This is a genomic window from Sporomusa sphaeroides DSM 2875 (assembly GCF_001941975.2).
GTDB lineage: Bacteria > Bacillota > Negativicutes > Sporomusales > Sporomusaceae > Sporomusa > Sporomusa sphaeroides.
This window is the reverse complement of the sequence record NZ_CP146991.1, coordinates 1,479,242-1,498,573: the sequence shown is the minus strand read 5'-3', so window position 1 is coordinate 1,498,573 and position 19,332 is coordinate 1,479,242. Positions and strand designations below refer to the sequence as shown.

Below are 19,332 nucleotides of genomic sequence, written 5' to 3'. Positions count from 1 at the left end.
CCAATGGCTCTCTCTTCTTGCTATTCTTTAGCTGATTTATGATTTTTTCCCTACCCGGTAAACCTGCTCGACAACGGCTGCCGGCTGCACGCTGCTTATACAATCCATACTTTTTAGCCGGCATTTTGTTTTATGACAAAATGAACAGGCCTGTTGGTTATAGACAAACGCATTATTCTTGCCTGGAGGTACATAGGTTGCCGGATTGGTCGGCCCGAAAATGGCTACCGTTGGCGTGCCTAAGGCAGCCGCCATGTAGAGCGGCCCGGTATCGCCGGCAATAACGACAGCTGCGCACCCAAGAATAGCCGCCATCTCTAAAAGACTGGTCTGCCCGATCGCATTGATTACCGGCACACCGGCCTTAGCCACTATTTCCCGTCCCAGAGCCAACTCGCTCTTGCCACCGCACAACAGTATTTTGAAATCTTGGGCAAGCCGCGCCGCCGTTGCCGCGAACCGTTCTGCCGGCCAGTTCTTAGTCGGCCAGGTGGTACCGGGAACCAATACGGCCAACCGGTCTTCAGCGGCAACTTGCGCTTGCTGCAAAAAATGCTGCGCAAATTCCCTGGCTTCCCCCGGAACCATCAGCAGCATTTCCCGGCAGGCGGGACGAATACCCAGGGCGGTTAACACCCCCAAATACCGGTCGATAATATGGGTCCCGAGCGGAGCCGCCTTCTCGGTCATAAATAGGGGATTAAGCTCTCTGGCACACTTAAGGCCGATACGCCGGTCAGTCCTTACCAGCCTGGCGATCATCCCGGTAAGAAACAGGCCGTGAATATCAAGTACCGCATAAAAAGACTTTACCGCCAGCTGTTGCCGCAAATCCCGCCATAAGGCAAGCGCCTGGCTGAACTCATATTCTCTGAGATGTTTATCAAACCGTTCCCGCGGCCATACCATGATTTCATCAATGTGCGGATTATCTTTGATAAGGTCAGCGCAAGTCTCACCGACAAGCCAGGTGATTCTACAGTCAGGCCAGGCGGCTTTCAGCGACCCGGCTACCGGTGTACAATGGATAACATCACCAATGGAACTTAATCTAATTATCAATATCTCCCTGGTCATAAAACTACCGCCTTCAGTCACTTCGGATTCATCCTGTTACTTTAATGTAAGCTTGGCAAGCGCTTCGGCAAGCGCAGTATTAAAAGGCTGACTATCAGGCTGCTGGTTTAAATAGCGTGATACATCCTTTTTAGAAATCTTCGTATCATTTTCCTGCTTTCTACGCTCGGTAAAGGCTGCCAGTTTCTCGCGATAACCGCAGGCGCACACGAAAGTCCGTGCCTCGCCTTCCCCTTTGAGGTCAAGTTTTTTGTGGCATTTAGGGCAGCGGGCATTGGTTGTCTGGGCCACATTCTTGCGGTAACCGCATTCACGGTCCTGACAAACTAAAGCTTTCCCTCTTTTCCCATTAACCTCAAGCAAGTACTTGCCGCATTCCGGACAGCGGGTGCGGCTGAGATTATCGTGCTTAAACTGTTCCTTACTGTTTTTTATACCAATAATAATGGCTTTCGTATAGTCTTTGATCTCGGTAATAAAAGCCTGCTTGGGCAGCTGTCCTTTAGCAATGGCGCTTAATTTCTGCTCCCATGCAGCCGTTAAAGCCGGTGATTTCAGTTCTTCCGGGGCTAAATCCAACAGCTGTCTGCCTTTGGAGGTAACAAAAATATCTTTGCCCTTTTTCTCAATAACAAAACTGCTAAATAGCTTTTCAATAATATCCGCCCTGGTGGCAACTGTGCCAAGTCCCCCTGTTTCACCAATAATTTGTTTAAGTGCCTGGCTCTCACCTGACATGTATTTTGCCGGATTCTCCATGGCTGATAACAAACTGGCTTCATTAAAGGGAGCAGGCGGTTTTGTCGCGCCTTTAGTCAGCGAAACTGAGGCTATCGGCAAAAGGTCGCCTTTAGTAAGACCGGGCAGCAATTGCTCGGCAATGCCGTCAGCCGAATCTTCCTCATCCGGGGTGTTGGTGTAGAGTTCTTTCCAGCCGGGTGCAAGTACGGTTTTGCCTTTGGCAAGAAACAGCTCACCGCCGATTTGCGCTTTAACTGTTGTCTGTTCATATTCAAACGGCGGCAGCAGCACTGCCAGAAAACGTTTGACAACTAAATCATAAATCTTCTTCTCCTTATCGGTTAAAGCAGCCAGCACCACCGGCTGCTCGGTCGGGATAATGGCATGATGGTCAGATACTTTGCTGTTATCAACAAAATGACTGCCGGCCTTGATGGACCCTTTCAGTATTTTGAGGATTTGCCGGGAATAAAGGCCGGTATCACACGCTTTTACTCTGTCCTTCAGGGTCTCAACAATATCTGTTGAAAGATAACGCGAGTCGGTGCGCGGATAGGTCAGGGCTTTATGGGTTTCGTATAATTTCTGCATAATTGACAGGGTTTCCTTAGCGGAAAATCCAAAAATCTTATTGGCATCCCGCTGCAGTTCTGTTAAGTCATATAAGGCCGATGCAAAGCTCTTCTTGTTAGTTTTATGTACATCAAGGATTTCGGCCTTTTTCCCGGTGATGGCTTTACTAATCCTGTCACAAACCTCTCGGTCAAAGGTCTTGCTGTCTTTGCTTTTGCTATCCTGCCAGGTTAATTTCAGGCGTTCGGCAACTGCCGTAATGCCATAATACATCCGTGGCTGAAAATTCTTTATTTCCGCTTCTCTGGCGGCAATAATGGCCAGCGTTGGGGACTGAACCCGCCCGCAGGATAGCTGGGCATTGTACTTGGTGGTTAAGGCCCGGGTGGCGTTAATACCTACCAGCCAATCAGCTTCGGCGCGGGCTACTGCTGAAGCGTACAGATTTTCATAGTTTTTCCCTGGTTTCAGGTTGTTGAAACCCTCAAGAATAGCTTTGTCAGTAACAGACGAAATCCACAGTCTTTTTACCGGCTTATTGACATGCGCTTTCTCCAGGATCCAGCGGGCGACAAGTTCGCCTTCCCGGCCGGCATCGGTGGCAATAACAATCTCACTGACATCTTTGCGCGTAAGCTGCTCTTTAACAGTGTTGTATTGTTTGCCGGTCTGCTTGATGATCACCAGCTTAAGCTCTTTGGGCAGCATCGGCAAGTCTTCCAGGCGCCATGCCTTGTATTTTTCGTCATAGCCTTCCGGATCTGCCAATGTCACCAGATGCCCAAGCGCCCAGGTAACGATGTATTTTGCTCCCTCAAAATAGCCATTGCCTTTGGTATTGCACTTCAATACCCTGGCTAAGTCCCGGCCTACAGAAGGTTTCTCTGCTAATACTACAATTTTGCTCATAATAGACCTCACATAAATATAGTATGAATATTAGTATACCCCTTTTATCAGGCCACCTTCTGCCAATCAGAAAGCGGCCTTATCTAATGCCTGCCTTACCTGTCAGAAAAAAAGATCCAATCGTTCAAGAGGATAGTTTTTCCTGACGGCCTTTAAACAAGCCGATAATCCGTTCTTCGGCTTTAATAAACAGCTTCGTCCTGGCTAACGAGAATATGCCGAGAGCCAGCCATATTAAGCTAAAGGAAACCAGATGGGTGCTTGTAAACGGCTCATGATACAAAAGTACACCCACGGTTAAAGAAATAGTCGGCGACAGGTATTGGATAAACCCCAGCAAGCTTAGCGGCAAGCGGTTAGCACCGCCGGCAAATAACAGCAAAGGTATGGCAGTGACCGCACCGGCCCCCATCAGCAACGCAGCGGTAGTTGGCATAGCAAGACTAAAGGCGGCTCCCCCCTGCCCGTATACATACAGCAAATAGGCTACGGCAAAGGGCGATACAATAAGCGTCTCCAGCGTAGTAGCCGTTACCGCCCCAATAGCAAGGATTTTCTTGCACATGCCATAAAAGGCAAACGTAAAGGCTAACCACAAAGATACCCAGGGAATAGCGCCAAAATTAATCGTCATTGTCAGTACACCGACAGCCGCCAGCATAAATGACACAGTTTGCCACAGCGACAATTTTTCCTTCAAAACAATAATCCCCAGCAAGACACTGACAAGCGGATTAATATAATAGCCGAGGCTGGTTTCCACAATCCGGCTTGCATTAACCGCCCAGATATAAACCCACCAGTTGATACTGATTAATGTGGAAACGATGAATAAGCCCCCAAGTTTTTTGCGATTACGGCAAATCTGCTTAGTCTCATCTAAAAATTGGCGCAGACTGCGTGTTGTCAGGATAACAGCAAACATAAAGAAAAAGGACCAAACAACACGATGTGCCAAAATCTCATAAGCCGAAACATTAGGTAATTGTTTCCAGTAAATCGGCAATATTCCCCATAAGCAATAGGCGCCGACAGCTAATATTATTCCTCTCAGCCGTTCATTCTGCTGACTTGTTTTTATCTGCAAGTGTGTTCCCACCTTTATGTAATTATACGGTCATGTAGTTTCTGAATGCTGTTCCGGCTTATCATTAACGGCTGATTTTCTCTCACGGAAAATCAGCGGATCATGATTAATATCCTGGGCCCGTTTTCCCATAATACTAAAAGCCCATTGAATGGATGGCCCCAGAGTAAACGCGATGATAATCGTACCAACACCGACAGGCCCGCCAAGAAAATAGCCGATAGCTGTCACACTGGTCTCAAGAATGGTTCGTATCTTCCATACCGGCCAGCCGATTTTCCGGACAACGGCAACCATCAGGCTATCGCGCGGTCCGGCGCCAAAAGCAGCCGATAAATAGAAGAAAGTGGCCCAGCCGATTAGCCAGATACCCATAAACAGCAGAGCCAGTTGCAGCAGCCAGTGGTGCATCATTGGGATCCAGCCAACAGCCATAATAATATCAATAAATAAACCAATAAAATACATATTGGCAAAACTGCCCCAACCGGGCTTTACGCCCAAAAACCAGCTAACGCCAATGACCAGGATTCCTGTCAGTTGGGACACTTGCCCCAGTGTAAGCGGCAAATAATTGGTTAAGCCCAGATGCAAAACATCCCAGGGCGCTGTTCCCAGATTACTTTGGACAGTAAGGACAATTCCCAGGGCAAACAAAAATAACCCCCAAAGCAAAGAGAGTATTCGCTTAATCATCATACTGTTCTCATTTCATTTTCTGTTATAAGTATATCATTTAATTATATCATAAATGAGGAAATAAAGTAAGACTAAGCTTCAGGCAGAGTGTTAACTCCGGCTGAAGCTTAGCCGTTCTTATCATCCGGGGATTAACCCGCTCTTTTATTCAGTTCTTTTTATTTTTGCAAGCCTTTGCGAATGGCAGCAACATTTAGTTCATACAGCTCCGGCTTTTTCTTGCCGATAACTTCGTCCATAGCCGTTTTAACACTGTCCAGGTCAACCAAGGATAAAGCAGGCAGCAAAGCTCCCAGGCAAACCATATTAGCGAGGCTGGCATTGCCAATCTCATTCGCCAGCTCGGTGGCCGGAACGGCAACAATGTTGATATCATCCCGTTTTTGCGTGGTATCAATAATGGAGCTGTTTACTACCAGTGTGCCGCCTGGCTTAACGCGTGCCAGGAATTTATCATAGGAAGGCTGGTTAAGCACAATACCTGCATCTGCCTGGTTAATGACCGGAGAATGAATTTCTTCGTCAGAAACCAATACCGAGCAGTTGGCTGTCCCGCCGCGCATTTCAGGGCCATAGGAGGGAATCCAGCAGACCTCACGCCCACCCAGCATACCGGAATAAGCCAATACTTTGCCGATAAACATAACTCCCTGACCGCCGAAGCCGGCTAAAAGAATTTTGTCCATCATAGCGCTTTCACCTCCTCAGGTACTTTAAGCTCGCCCATTTCGTAGATAGGCAGCATATTTTCCTGCAGCCATTTGAGGCTGTCGACAGGCGACAATCCCCAGTTGGTCGGACAAGACGATAATATGCTGACAAAGGCAAAGCCTAATCCCAGTTGCTGTACCTGAAAAGCCCGCTTAAGCGCTTTTTTGGCCTGAATAATATTTTTAGGCGAATCTACTGAAACGGCAGCAACATAGACCGCACCGCTCAAACTGGCAATGGTCTTGGGCAAATCAATAGGCGCACCGACAAGGCTGTCATCACGGCCATAAGGACTTGTTGTCGTTACCTGCCCGGTGATAGTGGTAGGGGCCATCTGGCCGCCGGTCATGCCAAATACAGCATTATTAACCATGATGGAGGTAATCTTTTCCCCTCTGGCCGCCACATGAATCGCATGGGCCGTACCAATGGCGGCAATGTCGCCGTCGCCCTGATAGGTGAACACCAGTCTGTCAGGCAGCGCCCGTTTAATCCCGGTGCCTACCGCCTGCGCCCGACCATGCGCCGCGCCTACAAAATCACAACTGAAAAAATCCAGGGAAAAACCGGCACAGCCTACCGGCGCTACCCCGATGGTTTTATCAATAATATCAAGTTCTTCCATAACTTCACCAATTAAGCGGTGAATAATTCCATGAGTACAGCCTGGACAATAGTGAAAGGGGATATCTGTCAAGCCTGCAGTTTTGCTAAATACTTTTTCCATTATTACACCTCCCGCACTACGGGGATTTCCAATTGTTTAATAAGGTCTCCCAGTATTTCATCTTCGTGTGGCAGCATGCCGCCCAAACGCCGGTGAAGTTTGACCGGCACGCTGCATTCCAGCGCCAGCTTGACATCTTCAATCATTTGTCCGGTATTTAACTCCACAGTCAGTACACCTTTAACCTTCCCCCGGTAGGGAGCAAAGGCCTTTTCCGGGAACGGCCACAGCGTAATGGGCCGGATTAATCCCAGCTTAATTCCCTGCTTGCGTGCATTCAGCACCACGGTCTTAGCAATTCTGGCACAGGTGCCGTAAGCGGCAATCAGGTATTCGGCATCTTCAGTCTGAAATTCTTCCCAGCGCTGCTCCAGCCCTTGTATATTCTTATATTTGGCTTCCCAATACAGGTTATTGACTTCACCAATTTCATTGGTAAGCGAAAAACTGGCAAGCTTGCGTTTCGGCCTGCCGGCACAGCCGTCAATCACCCAGTCTTTTGCCGGCAATTCCACTGCCTGACGTTCTTTAAGCTCCACCGGTTCCATCATCTGGCCTAAGAAGCCGTCGGCAAGAATAAGTACAGGGTTGCGATACTTATCGGCAAGATCAAAAGCTTCCAGCGTGTAGTCATACATTTCCTGCGCTTTGGAAGGAGCCAGCACGATCAGACGGTAATCGCCATGACCTCCCCCTTTGGTACATTGGAAATAGTCGGACTGAGTGGGTCCAAGGCCGCCAAGACCAGGTCCGGTCCGGTTAATATTGACGACAACCACCGGCAATTCGGCAGCCGCAATATAAGATAAGCCCTCCTGTTTTAGACTGTAGCCAGGACTGGAGGAGGCAGTCATAACCCGCGCACCGGTACAGGCTGCACCGTAACACATATTTATCGAGGCAACTTCGTCCTCACCCTGCAGCAGCGTTCCTCCGGCTTTGGGCAAATGCTTTGACAGGTATTCCACGATTTCTGTGGACGGTGTAATGGGATAACCAAAAAACAGTTTACAGCCTGCCTTGATTGCTGCTTCGGCAATGGCTTCATTGCCTTTGATTAGTTTCTTGTCCATAATGTTCTCTCCTTTCTAGTACCATGCGCCGCTTAACATTTGAGATTAAGAGGTGGTGTAAAGTACTAGGACTCTTTGTACACTTCCAGTGCAATATCCGGACACATCAGAGCGCATAAGGCGCAGCTCACGCATTTATCTTCCTCGGCGGCAATTATCGTGTAATAGCCCTTAGAGTTAGCCTTATCGCCAACAGCCAGCACCTTCTTCGGACATACTTCAATACAAAGACCACAGCTTTTGCACTTTTCGCCAAATACATGGATTTTAGGCATCATACTCACCCCCACACATCTTTGTTCTATTCAAAAAGCCATACGTTTTGTCCAGGTAACACTTTATTTACATAAACTTTAGTATAACTACATTTCTATACACTTCGACGTACAAACGTATTGTCCTGCCGTTATCATAAAGAAAACACGGCTTGTGCCGAGCCTTTAGCGACAGCGCAAACCGATGTTGCCCTTATCCTGCTTTTAAGAAAGTTATACTTTCTGTTAGGACAAAAAAGCCTCCGGCAATAGCCGGAGGCAAACATTCATTAGCCGATAACCCTGCCTGCAACTGTCAGCAGTTCAGTATGCAGCTTACTGTCTTGTTCAACAAATTCTTTAATTTTTGTTTGAGTGACAGTGACAAAGGCGCCGTCTTTAATACTTCCTAAATTAATTTTCACATTAAACAGCGCGCCATGCAAGCCGGCATGAGCCATCAGACCTGCCACCGCTGCGTCGCTGGCAGCATTGGCATTGCCAATGGCGAGCACCCGCCCTGCCAGAGCAAGCACTTTCAAGCAACACTCGGCAACAGCCAGCGGCAGATTAGCCGCCTGTTGCATGGCGTGTTGAATAGCAGCAGTTCGCGCCGCCTTTTCCTCTTCCGTGGTTTTGGGGAGCTTATAAGCCGCCATGACTTCATTGAACGCCTCGGTATCGGCATCAACATAACGGGCAAGTACGCTCCTTAAGCTGTCGGCTTCGGCAAGAATGGCTGCTACCTCGCCCTGCACTTCTGCATATTTGCTGTTGCCCACCGTCAGCCGGCAAACCATGGCTGTCAGGGACCCGGCAAGAGACCCGGCCAAGGCTGCAATGCTGCCGCCGCCCGGCGCCGGTGAGTTTGAACCCAGTTCTTCGAGGAAATCAGTAAGTTTCATTTGCATCAACATCTGCATGACCCCTTTTATCTAAGGTTTTCTTCCAATACCTGCTTGCGGTCAAAGCCTTCCAACCGTAAATAAAAATCTGCCGTGTCAACAAGCGCCTGCAAAGGAACCATACCGACAATTTCACTGCCAATAATCGAAACACCATACCGTGCCGCCTCTGATTTGACGGTTTCAAATACCCGGTGCAGCGGTGTACCGGTATAGTCTACCATATTAATAGTAACCTGCGCCATATTCCGTTCTTCAATCATTACCCCCATAGCCCGGCAATATTTGTAGCCGCCTTTGACCTCACGAATGCTATTGGCAATTTTTTTGGCAATAGCAACATCAGAAGTGCTGAGGTTAATGTTATAAGCAATCAGGAATTGACGCGCCCCGACTACCGTTGCGCCGGCAGTCGGATGCATCCGGGCCGGACCAAAGTCCGGAGTGCGTTCCGGAGTGCTGATAGCAGTCTTTAGCCCTTCATACTCACCCTTGCGCACATCAGGCAGCTTAACCCTGGCCGGAGTTTTGGCAGCCGCTTCGTACAAATACACAGGAATGTCCAGCTTTTCGGCAATTTCCCGGCCCAGTTCATTGGCAAGCTCCACACACTCTTCCATAGTAATATTACTGACAGGAATAAACGGAATGACATCAGTAGCGCCGATGCGGGGATGCTCGCCCTGATGCTGCTCCATATCAATCAGCTCAGCCGCTTTGGCGCAGGCATTAAAAGCTGCCAGTTTGGCTGCCTGAGGTTCGCCGACAAAAGTGACTACCGTACGGTTGTGGCTGGCATCGGAGTTAACATTTAAGAGTGTCACCCCTGTCACTTTCGTTACCTCCCCGGTAATAGCCGCAATAACTTCCGGTCGCCGTCCCTCACTAAAATTAGGTACACATTCGACAAGTCTGCTCATATACTACTCTCCTTCAAATTACTGTTATTTGGCAAAATAATTGATAAACCATACAATGTTAGGTATCGCAACAATATCGATTAATACCGCACCGCAGAGCGGGACAATCAGGAAAGCCTTGCGTGAAACTACCCCATAGCGTTCTGACACGGCGCCCATGTTGGCAATCGCGTTCGGGGTAGCGCCAAGACCATGCCCCAGCATGCCTGCACACATGACGGCAGCGTCGTAATTGCGTCCCAGTAACGGGAACAGGAAGTAAATGCAGTAAACCAGAATAAAAATGGTTTGGACAGCCAGAATGATTAAAAGCGGCCCTGCCAGGTTGGATATTTCCCAAATTTTCAAAGACATCATGGCCATTGTGAGGAATACTCCCAGACTGACATCGGCAATTAAGTCTGTTGCTTTCTCACTCATATTGAACACCGGTTTGACATCATTAAAGTTTCTGATGATCACAGCAACAAACATTGCGCCAACATAGCCTGGCAGTACAAAGCCGGTAATATCCTTGAGCTTGGCTGAACCCATAGCGCCAAGCACCATAGCTACAAGTATAATGGCCAGCATGTACATAACCTTGTCACTGGTAATAGCTTCTTCCTCTTTGACTTCATTCAGCTCTTCCAGATTTTCCTGACTGGTTTCAATGGGTAAATTATAGCGCTCAATCAGCCATTTAGCCAGAGGTCCGCCCATCAAGCCGCCACTGATTAAGCCATAAGTCGCCGATGCCACAGCAACAACAAAGGCTCCCTGAACCCCCAGCTGCTCTGCTGTCGGACCGAACGCCGAAGCCGCTCCCATACCGCCTTCCAGCGAAACTGCGCCAGCCATTACACCAAGCACCGGATGAATTCCTGTCAAAAATGCCGTGCCTGCGCCAACAACGTTCTGCATGATGGCTAAAACCCAGCAGCCCACCAAATAGATAATGAGCGATTTACCGCCCTTTTTAATAAGTCCAAAACTGCCGCCCAAACCTACGGTAGTAAAGAAGGCGAGCATAAAAGGCATTTGCAGCGTGGTATCCATCTTGAATGCCATCAGATTGGTTTCCTTAAGAATCCAGGCCAATAGGGAAAAGGTAAACCCGCCGATAACTGCCGATGGAATGCAGAACCGGGCTAATACCGGGAATACGCGGCGTATCCAGGCACCAAACATTAATAGTAAAATGGCAATAGCTACTGTAGCGACAATATCAAGTTTCATCACCATGACCTGATTCACTACTTCAAAACTCACATTGTTCCCTCCCACTGTTTTTTTTTGCCTGACTCAGGCGGTGCTACTACGCTGTGGCTCCCTCCTTCTCTGATACTTGCTGTTTCGTTTATAATTATTGCAATTATCATGCCAACTAAGCTTCAGGAAAAATATGATTATACTGTAAAAAACAGGGTTGATCATAAAAAATCCGGCTTTCACCAAACCTTAGGCGCAAGCCGGAGCAGCAGGTGTCTTTATCCTGTTTTAAAAAGGCATACTCTGGGTTGGAATAAAAACTCCTGCAAATTTTGCATGAAAAATTTGCAGGAGTTGAAAAATTTGCATTATTATTTCAATTCATATTCTTTAATCTTATACCATAATTTGCGTTCACTGATTTTTAAAGTCTGTGCGGTTTTAGCCTTATCTCCCCGATAATGCTGCAAGGTCTGGATAATGACCTTTCTTTCGATTTCACCCAAATCCTCGCCCACATAAACCGGTATCACCCTGGGGCCTTCAGCCGGCTTCTCTTCGGCTAGGATATGGTATTGCTGCACTTCTGCCGGTAAACTGGCGGCGCGCAGGACACCGTCATCAGCGAACACCATGGTGCGTTCAATAATATTCTCCAATTCCCTGACATTACCCTTAAACTCATATTGCGTGAGCCGCTCCAAAAAATCCGGTTCAATATATTTAATTTGTTTGGCCATCTTTCTATTGTATTTATTAACAAAATACTGGGCCAATAACGGAATGTCTTCCCGCCGCTGCCGCAGCGGCGGCAACTGAAAGCTTACAACATTAAGACGAAAAAATAAATCTTCCCGGAACTTTCCTTCCGCAACCATCTGCTTCAAATTCCGGTTGGTAGCGCAAATAATACGCACATTGATCTTTCGACGCTGACAGGAGCCAATTGGCGCTATTTCCTTTTCCTGTACTACCCGCAGCAGTTTGGCTTGCAACTTTATGTCCATCTCGCCGATTTCGTCCAGAAATAACGTACCTTGGTCGGCCAGTTCAAAAATTCCTTTTTTCCGTTGTACCGCGCCGGTAAAGGCGCCCTTTTCATAACCGAACAGCTCGCTTTCCAAGAGTTCTGCCGGGATAGCGGCACAGTTAATGACCTCAAAGGGTTCTTTTTTGCGCACACTTAAGTAATGCAGGGCTTTGGCGACAAGTTCCTTGCCTGTACCGCTTTCCCCACAGATGAGGACATTGGAATCAACGTTTTTAACCCGCTCGATATCATGCTGAATCTGCCGCATAGCCGCCGAAGTACCGACCATGCCTGCTATTTCATTTTGTTCTGTCAGCTTTTCGTTTAAATATTCAACTTTAGAACGCATCCCGATATATTCGGAAGCATTGGTCAGCAGCATATGGAGCTCATCCATATTAATAGGCTTAGTCAGATAGTAAAACGCGCCGGCTTTAATCGCTGCCACCGACGATTGTATGCTGCCATAGGCAGTCATAATAATCACAATAATACTGCCGTCAATTTGCTTTATTGCTTTTAATACTTCCATGCCGTCAGCACTGCCTAGTTTCAAATCCAATAAGACAATATTAAACTCCTGTTTAGCAACAGCGGCCAGCGCCTCCTCGGCCGAATTCGCCATTGTCACCAGATATTTATCCTCCAGGGCAAAATACAGGGAAGTACAGATAGCTGGTTCATCGTCAACAATCAGTAATTTATGCATCTTCATTCTCCTCAGAGTTAAATAGTAATGTTACCCTTGTGCCGCTGCCGGCCTGGCTGTCAATCCTGATATCCACCCGGTTTTGTTTAGCCAGCTGATAACTAACAAACAGGCCTAAGCCTGTCCCTCTGTCTTTCGTCGAAAAAAAAGGTTCAAAGAGAAATTTCCGGTTTTCCTCAGCAATACCCGCACCATTGTCGAAGATAGCCAAATACGGCAGGCCGTCCATTATACCGCCGCTGACTGTCAGTTTGGCATGCTCTGTGCCTTCTACTGCCTGGATAGCATTTAAAAAAATATTGATCATTACCTGTTTCATTTGCTGTCTATCCACCTGGACAAGCACTTCTTCGTTAATATCTATCTGCAAATCGATCCCTTGCCTGGCGATGGCATCGGCGAAAAATACCATAACATTATCAATCAGGCGTTTCAGCGGGGTAGTTTCCCGCTCAATCTTGCGCGGATTTGCATAGGACAGCAAATCATTCACAATCGTATTAAGCCGCTCCACTTCCTGCGGCACAAATTGACTTATCTTTTCTCTAAACAAGGGATTATCGTACTTAGCTGGCAATAACTCAACAAAAGTCTTGATCGACGTCAAGGGTGTGCGGATTTCATGGGCGATACAGGCAACAAGCTTACCCAGTGCCTCCATCTTATCTTTTCGCTGTAATTCTTCGTTAATCTTTTGAATTTCGAGAGTGCGCTTTTTTACCTCCCGTTGTAAGTACAGATTAATTTGAATGAATACGGCGGCAACAACAACCAGTACCACCACACCCCCTAAGGCAATGCTAAAATTGCGCTTATAGTACTGCACAGGGTAGTCCACCGGCTCACCAAACCATTTGGCATAGATTTTGTCATATGTGCCATTTTGCTTAATATCGGCTAACCCTCTGTTAAAAACAACAAGCAGCGGGTCGCCTTCCTGTACTGCCACGCAATACCCTTCCGGATCAATAGCCCCACCAACAATTTTAATATTTTCATGCTTATTGGTCCGCTGCAAAATATATTTGCCTGTCAAGTGATTGCCCACAGCAGCATCCACTTCGCCGTTGACTAATAAGGCCAGCGTTTCTTCCTGACTGGAGGTAAGCCATAAATGTACCGGGAGGTCTTTCAACCGGTAGTAACTCACAGCATCTTTCTGCACAGCAACCTTATATCCGGTTAAATCATCAATTGAAGCAATGGCCTGCATGTCTTTGCGAACAAAAATAGCCAACGAATTCGTCATATAGGCTTCGGAAAAATCATACCGTTTATCACGCTCGGAATTATATTTCATTCCGCCTACGGCATGAACTTCCCCGCGGTCCAGCGCCCGCATCGCCTCTGCCCAGGGCAAAGGGCGGAATTGAATTTCATAACCGGTACTAAGCGCAACGGCTTTTAAGAGATCAACATTAAACCCCCGGTAAACCTGAGACCCATCAATACTATCAACAAATTCATACGGGGGAAAATTTTCATCGCCAGCTACAATTAAAACCCGGTGGTCCGGGTTTTCTCCGATAGCTAAAGCTGCCACCGGCCAGAAGCAGAATGTTACTATAAATGCTAAAACTACCAAGTACAATCGATAAACCATATATCCTCCTGCAGAGTTTTCTCCCCTTTAATCCTCTTTTCGACAAATAAGCCCCAACTCCTGTACTATATACAATTTGCTCAAAATCCATGCCGGTGTACTGCGGCATGATAGCCGCATTGTCAAAACATTGGTATAATAATTGCATATATATTGTTTCGTTACAACAGACTACAGCGTTGAAGGGGAGAAAAAATATGTCTTATGAAGTTGAATTAGTACGCCGTCAGGAACAGACCACCAGCAACTGGTCTGGCGGCACTACGACACAAATTGCCATTTATCCCAAGGATGCCGTTTATAGTGAGCGCAATTTTCAATGGCGCCTTAGCTCAGCCAGAGTTGAAACCGAAGAATCTGTTTTTACGTCCCTGCCGGGAGTATGGCGGCTGATTATGGTACTGGAAGGCACAATGAAGCTGGAACATGCAGGTCATCACAGTGTAACGCTGACACCTTTTGAGCAAGACAGCTTCAGCGGTGACTGGACAACCACAAGTTTTGGCAAAGTCCGTGATTTTAATGTAATGCTGGCAGGCGCCTGCGCCGGAGAGCTGGCTGCCATTCACACTAAGGATAACAGACCGATTGCCCTGGAGACAAAACCGGCCGACCCTGCCCGGTTTGCTAAAGTGAGTTCAGCCTTCTATTGTGTGGAAGGCAGCATCACTCTCACCATTGACAACAGTGAAAGGTACGAACTGCTGGCAGGAGATTTCCTGCTGCTTACCCTCCAGGCCGGTACGGAAAAAATTCCTTTAACGCTGGCGGGTTCGTCTTCGCCAGCTCATATTGTCAGAGTAGATATCAAGTATTGTTAGCGGCGTGACGCGTTCCTTACAGCCGTCAACATTACTGAGGCGAGGGCGGCCGTTATGCAAGAGCGTAGGTTAAGCGCCAGCGGCGCAGCGTTGCTTGGCGTCTGCCCTCACCGGGTCTGGTTTTGTGTCAGGATAAAAGAAAGCGCTATTTGCCTTGTACCGGCAAATAGCGCTTTTTTATTCTTATAAGACTAGCTGATGCTTATTCTTTAGCAGCTGTTTCAGCTACAATTTCACCATGAAGTTTGACTAACCGTTTGTACATATCCCGTCTTTCGACGGCATCTTTGGCTGTTTTGTCAAATAATTCATCGGCTTGTTCAGGGAACAGCTTCTTAAGTGAGGAGTAACGTACTTCACCCATGAGGAATTCTTTGAAGTCAGCAGTCGGCTCTTTGGAGTCAAGGCTGAACGGATTTTTGCCTTGCTCTTTAAGCGCAGGATTGTAACGATACATTGACCAGTATCCGGCTTCAACAGCACGTTTGCATTCAAGCTGGCTGTTGCCCATGCCTACTTTCAAGCCATGGTTGATGCATGGCGAGTAAGCGATGATGAGGGACGGTCCCGGATAAGCCTCTGCTTCGGCAATAGCTTTAAGAGTTTGGTTCTTGTCAGAGCCCATGCAGACTTGGGCTACATAAACATAGCCATAGCTCATAGCCATCATGCCAAGATCTTTTTTCTTGGTTTGCTTGCCGCTGGCAGCAAACTGAGCAATAGCGGCAGTCGGAGTGGCTTTCGAGGATTGACCGCCAGTATTGGAGTACACTTCAGTATCAAATACGAACACATTGACATCTTCACCGGAAGCCAGAACATGGTCAAGGCCGCCGTAACCGATATCATATGCCCAGCCGTCGCCACCAAAGATCCACTGGGAACGTTTAACAAAGAAATCTTTATAGCTGTTTATTTCGTCAAGCAGTGCGTTGGTGCCTTTTACAGCGTCCAGAGCAGCGCTCAGCTTGTCAGCCCGTTCACGTGAACCGGCACCGATATCTTTTTTGGCCAACCATTCTTCAAGAGCTACCTTCACATCACCGGTTGCGGTAGTCAGCGCTTCAGCTACTTTGTCTGCCAGGCGTGCGCGAATTTGTTTCACGGCAACTTGCATGCCATAACCGAATTCGGCATTATCTTCAAACAGGGAGTTGGCCCAAGCCGGACCATGGCCGCATTTATCAGTGCAGTACGGAGTAGCAGGTGCCGATGCGCCCCAGATGGAAGAACAACCGGTTGCATTGGCAATCATCATTCTGTCACCGAACAGTTGAGTTACAAGCTTGGCATAAGCAGTTTCAAGACAACCTGCGCAGGCGCCGGAGAATTCAAGGTACGGAGTTTCGAACTGGCTGCCGCGGACAGTCTCTTTGCTAACCGGGTTAGGCTTTTTGGACAGCGACAACGCATAATCCCACAAATCAGCCTGAGCCATTTGGCTTTCCAGCGGCTGCATGGTAATAGCTTTTTCTTTAGCCGGGCACACTTGAACGCAGTTGCCACAGCCTGTGCAATCCAGCGGCGATACAGCAATCCGGAACTGGAGATCAGCGGCACCATTAGCTTTCTTGGTAACAAAGCCGGCAGGAGCATTTTTGACTTCCTCTTCGTTGGCCAGCACCGGTCTGATACAAGCGTGCGGACAAACGAAGGAGCATTGGTTACATTGGATACATTTTTCAACATCCCATTCAGGAACGTCTACCGCAATACCGCGTTTCTCATAAGCAGCAGTTCCCATCGGGAAAGTGCCGTCAGTAATACCCATTTCCTTGAGTACACTCAGCGGCAGACTGTCACCTTCGTTGCGGTTCATCGGAATAACAACCTTCTTGATGAACTCAGGCACTTCTTTGGTTTCTACAACTGTGTCGGTTGCATTCTTCCAGCTTTCCGGAACAGTAATTTTCACCATAGCATTGATGCCTTTGTCGATGGCGGCAAAGTTCATGTTAACAATCTTTTCGCCTTTTAAGCCATACTCATCAACAACCGCATCTTTAAGATATTTTACTGCATCTTCAATAGGAATAATGTTGGCTAATTTAAAGAATGCCGATTGCATGATCATGTTGATACGGCCGCCGAGACCAATTTCTCTGGCAATGCCTACTGCGTTGATGGTGTAGAAATTAATATTTTTATTGGCAATATATTGTTTAATGCTAGCCGGTAAATGCTCGTCCAGCTCTTTTTCATCCCAAATGCAGTTGAGCAGGAAGGTACCACCCTGTTTTAATCCGGCCAGAACATCATATTTGGTAACATAGGATTGGTTGTGACAGGCGATAAAGTCAGCTTTATTAATCAGATACGGGGATTTAATCTGTTTTTTACCAAAACGCAGGTGAGAAACAGTTATACCGCCTGATTTTTTGGAGTCATAGGCAAAATAACCCTGAGCAAACATGTCGGTTTTGTCGCCAATGATTTTGATCGCCATTTTGTTGGCGCCGACTGTGCCGTCAGAACCCAGACCCCAGAACTTACAGGCGCGGGTGCCTTCAGGTGTGGTGTCGATATCTGCGCCAAGCGGCAGGGAAGTATGGGTAACATCATCAACAATACCGATGGTGAAGCCGTCTTTCGGCTCATCGGCTTTGAGGTTTTCATAAACGGAAAGGATTTGGGCAGGCACAACATCTTTTGAGCCCAAGCCATAGCGGCCGCCAACAATAACCGGCTGCCAATCTTTGCGGTAAAATGCATTTTTAACATCAAGATAAAGTGGTTCGCCAGCACAGCCTGGTTCTTTGGTACGGTCAAGAACAGCAATCTTGGTAACTGTTTTAGGAATGTATTTCATGAAATGCTTAATGGAGAAAGGACGATAGAGGTGAACAGTTAAAAGACCTACTTTTTCACCATTAGCATTCAGATAGTCAATGGTTTCTTCAATAGTTTCGCAAGCAGAGCCCATAGCTACAATCATGCGATCAGCGTCAGGCGCACCGTAGTAGTTAAACAGGTGATATTCCCTGCCGGTAACTTCTTTAACTTTTTCCATATATTTTTCAACAATTTCCGGCAAAGCTTCATAATACTCATTGGAAACCTCGCGACCCTGGAAGTAGATATCAGGATTTTGCGCAGTTCCTCTGGTAACCGGATGGTTAGGATTCAGAGCCCGTTTCCGGAAGTCTGCCAGAGCCTCCTGGTTAACCATTTTGGCTAAAACATCATAATCCCATGTTTCGATTTTTTGAATCTCATGGGAATTTCTAAAACCGTCAAAGAAGTTTAGGAACGGAACACGGCCTTCGATAGCTGACAGATGGGCAACGGCTGCCAAGTCCATTACCTGTTGCACACTGCTCTCAGCAAGCAGGGCAAAACCAGTTTGGCGGGCTGCCATGACATCCTGATGATCACCAAAGATATTTAGAGCGGAAGCAGCAACGGCACGGGCACTTACATGCAATACGCCTGGCAGCAATTCGCCGGCAATCTTGTACATATTAGGAATCATTAACAATAAGCCCTGGGATGCCGTAAACGTAGAGGTAAGAGCACCTGCTTGCAGAGAGCCATGCACAGCACCGGCAGCGCCAGCTTCGGACTGCATTTCAACAACTCTCACTGTTTGTCCGAAGATATTTTTGCGACCTTCTGCTGCCCAGATATCAACGTTTTCTGCCATATTAGACGACGGGGTGATGGGATAAATTGCCGCAACTTCCGTAAATGCATAGGCTACATGTGCTGCTGCGGCGTTGCCATCCATAGTTTTCATTTTTGCCATAGGTATCCCTTCCTTTTCATCAATTTGGTTTAGCCATTACTAGCTAGAAAAATTGTGTTAACAAGAAATAATTGTGAAATTATATTGTATACATTCTTGTAAAAACCCTAGACTCCTGCTTATAGATGAAAAAATTGTGTGGAAATAGCATTTTTTTTCGTTTTTTAGCGCAAAAATATTGCCAATATTTCTTGAATTCATAATTTGTATATGTTATAATTAATTTTTATTTTTTTGAATTTTCACTCCCTTGTAAAGTTTTTTAACGGTATGCTGGTACAGTGGTCTGACCAGTAATTTGTTTTGTAATATTAGTTCGGAATCAATTGCAAAAAACCTTTTATTTTTTTTACAAAACACAAAATTTACTGAAAAAATTTTAAACTGCGTTTTGCAACGGCCCGTTTCTGATATTATGCAGGTATATGCCGCTCTTTTCATGGGTATACTATTAGCTAAACACAGTTGGAGGTGACGGGTGTGGGGGATAAAAAACCTGGCCGCGGCCCTAAGCAAAGTGGAAAGACTAAAAAAGAGCCGGTAACCCGAGCTCAGGA

At 47.1% G+C, this 19,332-nt stretch carries 15 protein-coding genes; 1 reads left to right on the top strand and 14 read right to left on the bottom strand.

The genetic code is table 11. The features are described from left to right. Positions 1-36: 36 nt before the first annotated feature. The 13 genes from SPSPH_RS06580 to SPSPH_RS06520 form a co-directional block, all read right to left on the bottom strand. Positions 37-1,098, bottom strand: coding sequence for a glycosyltransferase family 9 protein (locus tag SPSPH_RS06580; RefSeq protein WP_233138699.1), 1,062 nt, complete (start codon positions 1,096-1,098; stop codon positions 37-39). A gap of 15 nt (positions 1,099-1,113) precedes the next feature. Next, complete coding sequence (locus SPSPH_RS06575) at positions 1,114-3,300, bottom strand: DNA topoisomerase III (RefSeq protein ID WP_075754356.1); 2,187 nt, start codon at positions 3,298-3,300, stop codon at positions 1,114-1,116. 124 nt (positions 3,301-3,424) lie between these two features. Further along, on the bottom strand, positions 3,425-4,387 hold the full coding sequence (gene rarD, locus SPSPH_RS06570; protein WP_075754355.1) for an EamA family transporter RarD: 963 nt from the start codon (positions 4,385-4,387) through the stop codon (positions 3,425-3,427). A gap of 30 nt (positions 4,388-4,417) precedes the next feature. Next, on the bottom strand, positions 4,418-5,086 hold the full coding sequence (locus SPSPH_RS06565; RefSeq protein WP_233138697.1) for a YczE/YyaS/YitT family protein: 669 nt from the start codon (positions 5,084-5,086) through the stop codon (positions 4,418-4,420). Positions 5,087-5,244: 158 nt separating this feature from the next. Next, positions 5,245-5,775 (bottom strand): 2-oxoacid:acceptor oxidoreductase family protein, encoded by a 531-nt coding sequence (locus SPSPH_RS06560; RefSeq protein WP_075754351.1) that lies wholly within the window; start codon positions 5,773-5,775, stop codon positions 5,245-5,247. Further along, a complete protein-coding gene (locus SPSPH_RS06555) occupies positions 5,772-6,524 on the bottom strand; it encodes a thiamine pyrophosphate-dependent enzyme (protein ID WP_075754349.1) in 753 nt (250 codons plus the stop codon). The genes SPSPH_RS06560 and SPSPH_RS06555 overlap by 4 nt, the downstream gene beginning before the upstream one ends. A gap of 2 nt (positions 6,525-6,526) precedes the next feature. Next, on the bottom strand, positions 6,527-7,597 hold the full coding sequence (gene vorB, locus SPSPH_RS06550) for a 3-methyl-2-oxobutanoate dehydrogenase subunit VorB (RefSeq protein WP_075754347.1): 1,071 nt from the start codon (positions 7,595-7,597) through the stop codon (positions 6,527-6,529). A gap of 65 nt (positions 7,598-7,662) precedes the next feature. After that, positions 7,663-7,875 carry a 4Fe-4S dicluster domain-containing protein gene (locus SPSPH_RS06545; protein WP_223226021.1) on the bottom strand — a complete coding sequence of 71 codons (213 nt, stop codon included), beginning with the start codon at positions 7,873-7,875 and terminating at the stop codon, positions 7,663-7,665. 266 nt (positions 7,876-8,141) lie between these two features. Then, a complete protein-coding gene (locus SPSPH_RS06540) occupies positions 8,142-8,768 on the bottom strand; it encodes a cyclodeaminase/cyclohydrolase family protein (protein ID WP_075754343.1) in 627 nt (208 codons plus the stop codon). A gap of 14 nt (positions 8,769-8,782) precedes the next feature. After that, positions 8,783-9,676, bottom strand: coding sequence for a glutamate formimidoyltransferase (ftcD, locus tag SPSPH_RS06535; RefSeq protein WP_075754341.1), 894 nt, complete (start codon positions 9,674-9,676; stop codon positions 8,783-8,785). A gap of 24 nt (positions 9,677-9,700) precedes the next feature. Next, entirely contained in the window at positions 9,701-10,927 is a 1,227-nt protein-coding gene (gene gltS, locus SPSPH_RS06530) for a sodium/glutamate symporter (RefSeq protein ID WP_198930895.1), read from the bottom strand. A 311-nt stretch (positions 10,928-11,238) separates the two neighbouring features. Further along, positions 11,239-12,606 carry a sigma-54-dependent transcriptional regulator gene (locus SPSPH_RS06525; RefSeq protein ID WP_075754339.1) on the bottom strand — a complete coding sequence of 456 codons (1,368 nt, stop codon included), beginning with the start codon at positions 12,604-12,606 and terminating at the stop codon, positions 11,239-11,241. Then, positions 12,599-14,209 carry a transporter substrate-binding domain-containing protein gene (locus tag SPSPH_RS06520; protein WP_075754337.1) on the bottom strand — a complete coding sequence of 537 codons (1,611 nt, stop codon included), beginning with the start codon at positions 14,207-14,209 and terminating at the stop codon, positions 12,599-12,601. The genes SPSPH_RS06525 and SPSPH_RS06520 overlap by 8 nt, the downstream gene beginning before the upstream one ends. A gap of 197 nt (positions 14,210-14,406) precedes the next feature. On the opposite strand from SPSPH_RS06520, the gene SPSPH_RS06515 reads away from it, so the two are divergent. Then, positions 14,407-15,030: a HutD family protein gene (locus SPSPH_RS06515; protein ID WP_075754335.1), complete on the top strand. Its 624-nt coding sequence runs from the start codon at positions 14,407-14,409 to the stop codon at positions 15,028-15,030. A gap of 202 nt (positions 15,031-15,232) precedes the next feature. On the opposite strand, the gene nifJ is transcribed toward SPSPH_RS06515, so the two are convergent. Beyond that, positions 15,233-18,775 carry a pyruvate:ferredoxin (flavodoxin) oxidoreductase gene (gene nifJ, locus SPSPH_RS06510; RefSeq protein WP_075754333.1) on the bottom strand — a complete coding sequence of 1,181 codons (3,543 nt, stop codon included), beginning with the start codon at positions 18,773-18,775 and terminating at the stop codon, positions 15,233-15,235. Positions 18,776-19,332: the final 557 nt, after the last annotated feature.

Excerpts from the sequence above, each read along its gene's own strand:
- ftcD (WP_075754341.1), bottom strand. The coding sequence starts at position 9,676 with ATGAGCAGACTTGTCGAATGTGTACCTAATTTTAGTGAGGGACGGCGA.
- SPSPH_RS06575 (WP_075754356.1), bottom strand. The coding sequence starts at position 3,300 with ATGAGCAAAATTGTAGTATTAGCAGAGAAACCTTCTGTAGGCCGGGAC.
- nifJ (WP_075754333.1), bottom strand. The coding sequence starts at position 18,775 with ATGGCAAAAATGAAAACTATGGATGGCAACGCCGCAGCAGCACATGTA.
- SPSPH_RS06525 (WP_075754339.1), bottom strand. The coding sequence starts at position 12,606 with ATGCATAAATTACTGATTGTTGACGATGAACCAGCTATCTGTACTTCC.
- SPSPH_RS06515 (WP_075754335.1), top strand. The coding sequence starts at position 14,407 with ATGTCTTATGAAGTTGAATTAGTACGCCGTCAGGAACAGACCACCAGC.
- SPSPH_RS06545 (WP_223226021.1), bottom strand. The coding sequence starts at position 7,875 with ATGATGCCTAAAATCCATGTATTTGGCGAAAAGTGCAAAAGCTGTGGT.
- SPSPH_RS06560 (WP_075754351.1), bottom strand. The coding sequence starts at position 5,775 with ATGATGGACAAAATTCTTTTAGCCGGCTTCGGCGGTCAGGGAGTTATG.
- SPSPH_RS06555 (WP_075754349.1), bottom strand. The coding sequence starts at position 6,524 with ATGGAAAAAGTATTTAGCAAAACTGCAGGCTTGACAGATATCCCCTTT.
- SPSPH_RS06540 (WP_075754343.1), bottom strand. The coding sequence starts at position 8,768 with ATGTTGATGCAAATGAAACTTACTGATTTCCTCGAAGAACTGGGTTCA.
- SPSPH_RS06520 (WP_075754337.1), bottom strand. The coding sequence starts at position 14,209 with ATGGTTTATCGATTGTACTTGGTAGTTTTAGCATTTATAGTAACATTC.
- SPSPH_RS06565 (WP_233138697.1), bottom strand. The coding sequence starts at position 5,086 with ATGATGATTAAGCGAATACTCTCTTTGCTTTGGGGGTTATTTTTGTTT.
- vorB (WP_075754347.1), bottom strand. The coding sequence starts at position 7,597 with ATGGACAAGAAACTAATCAAAGGCAATGAAGCCATTGCCGAAGCAGCA.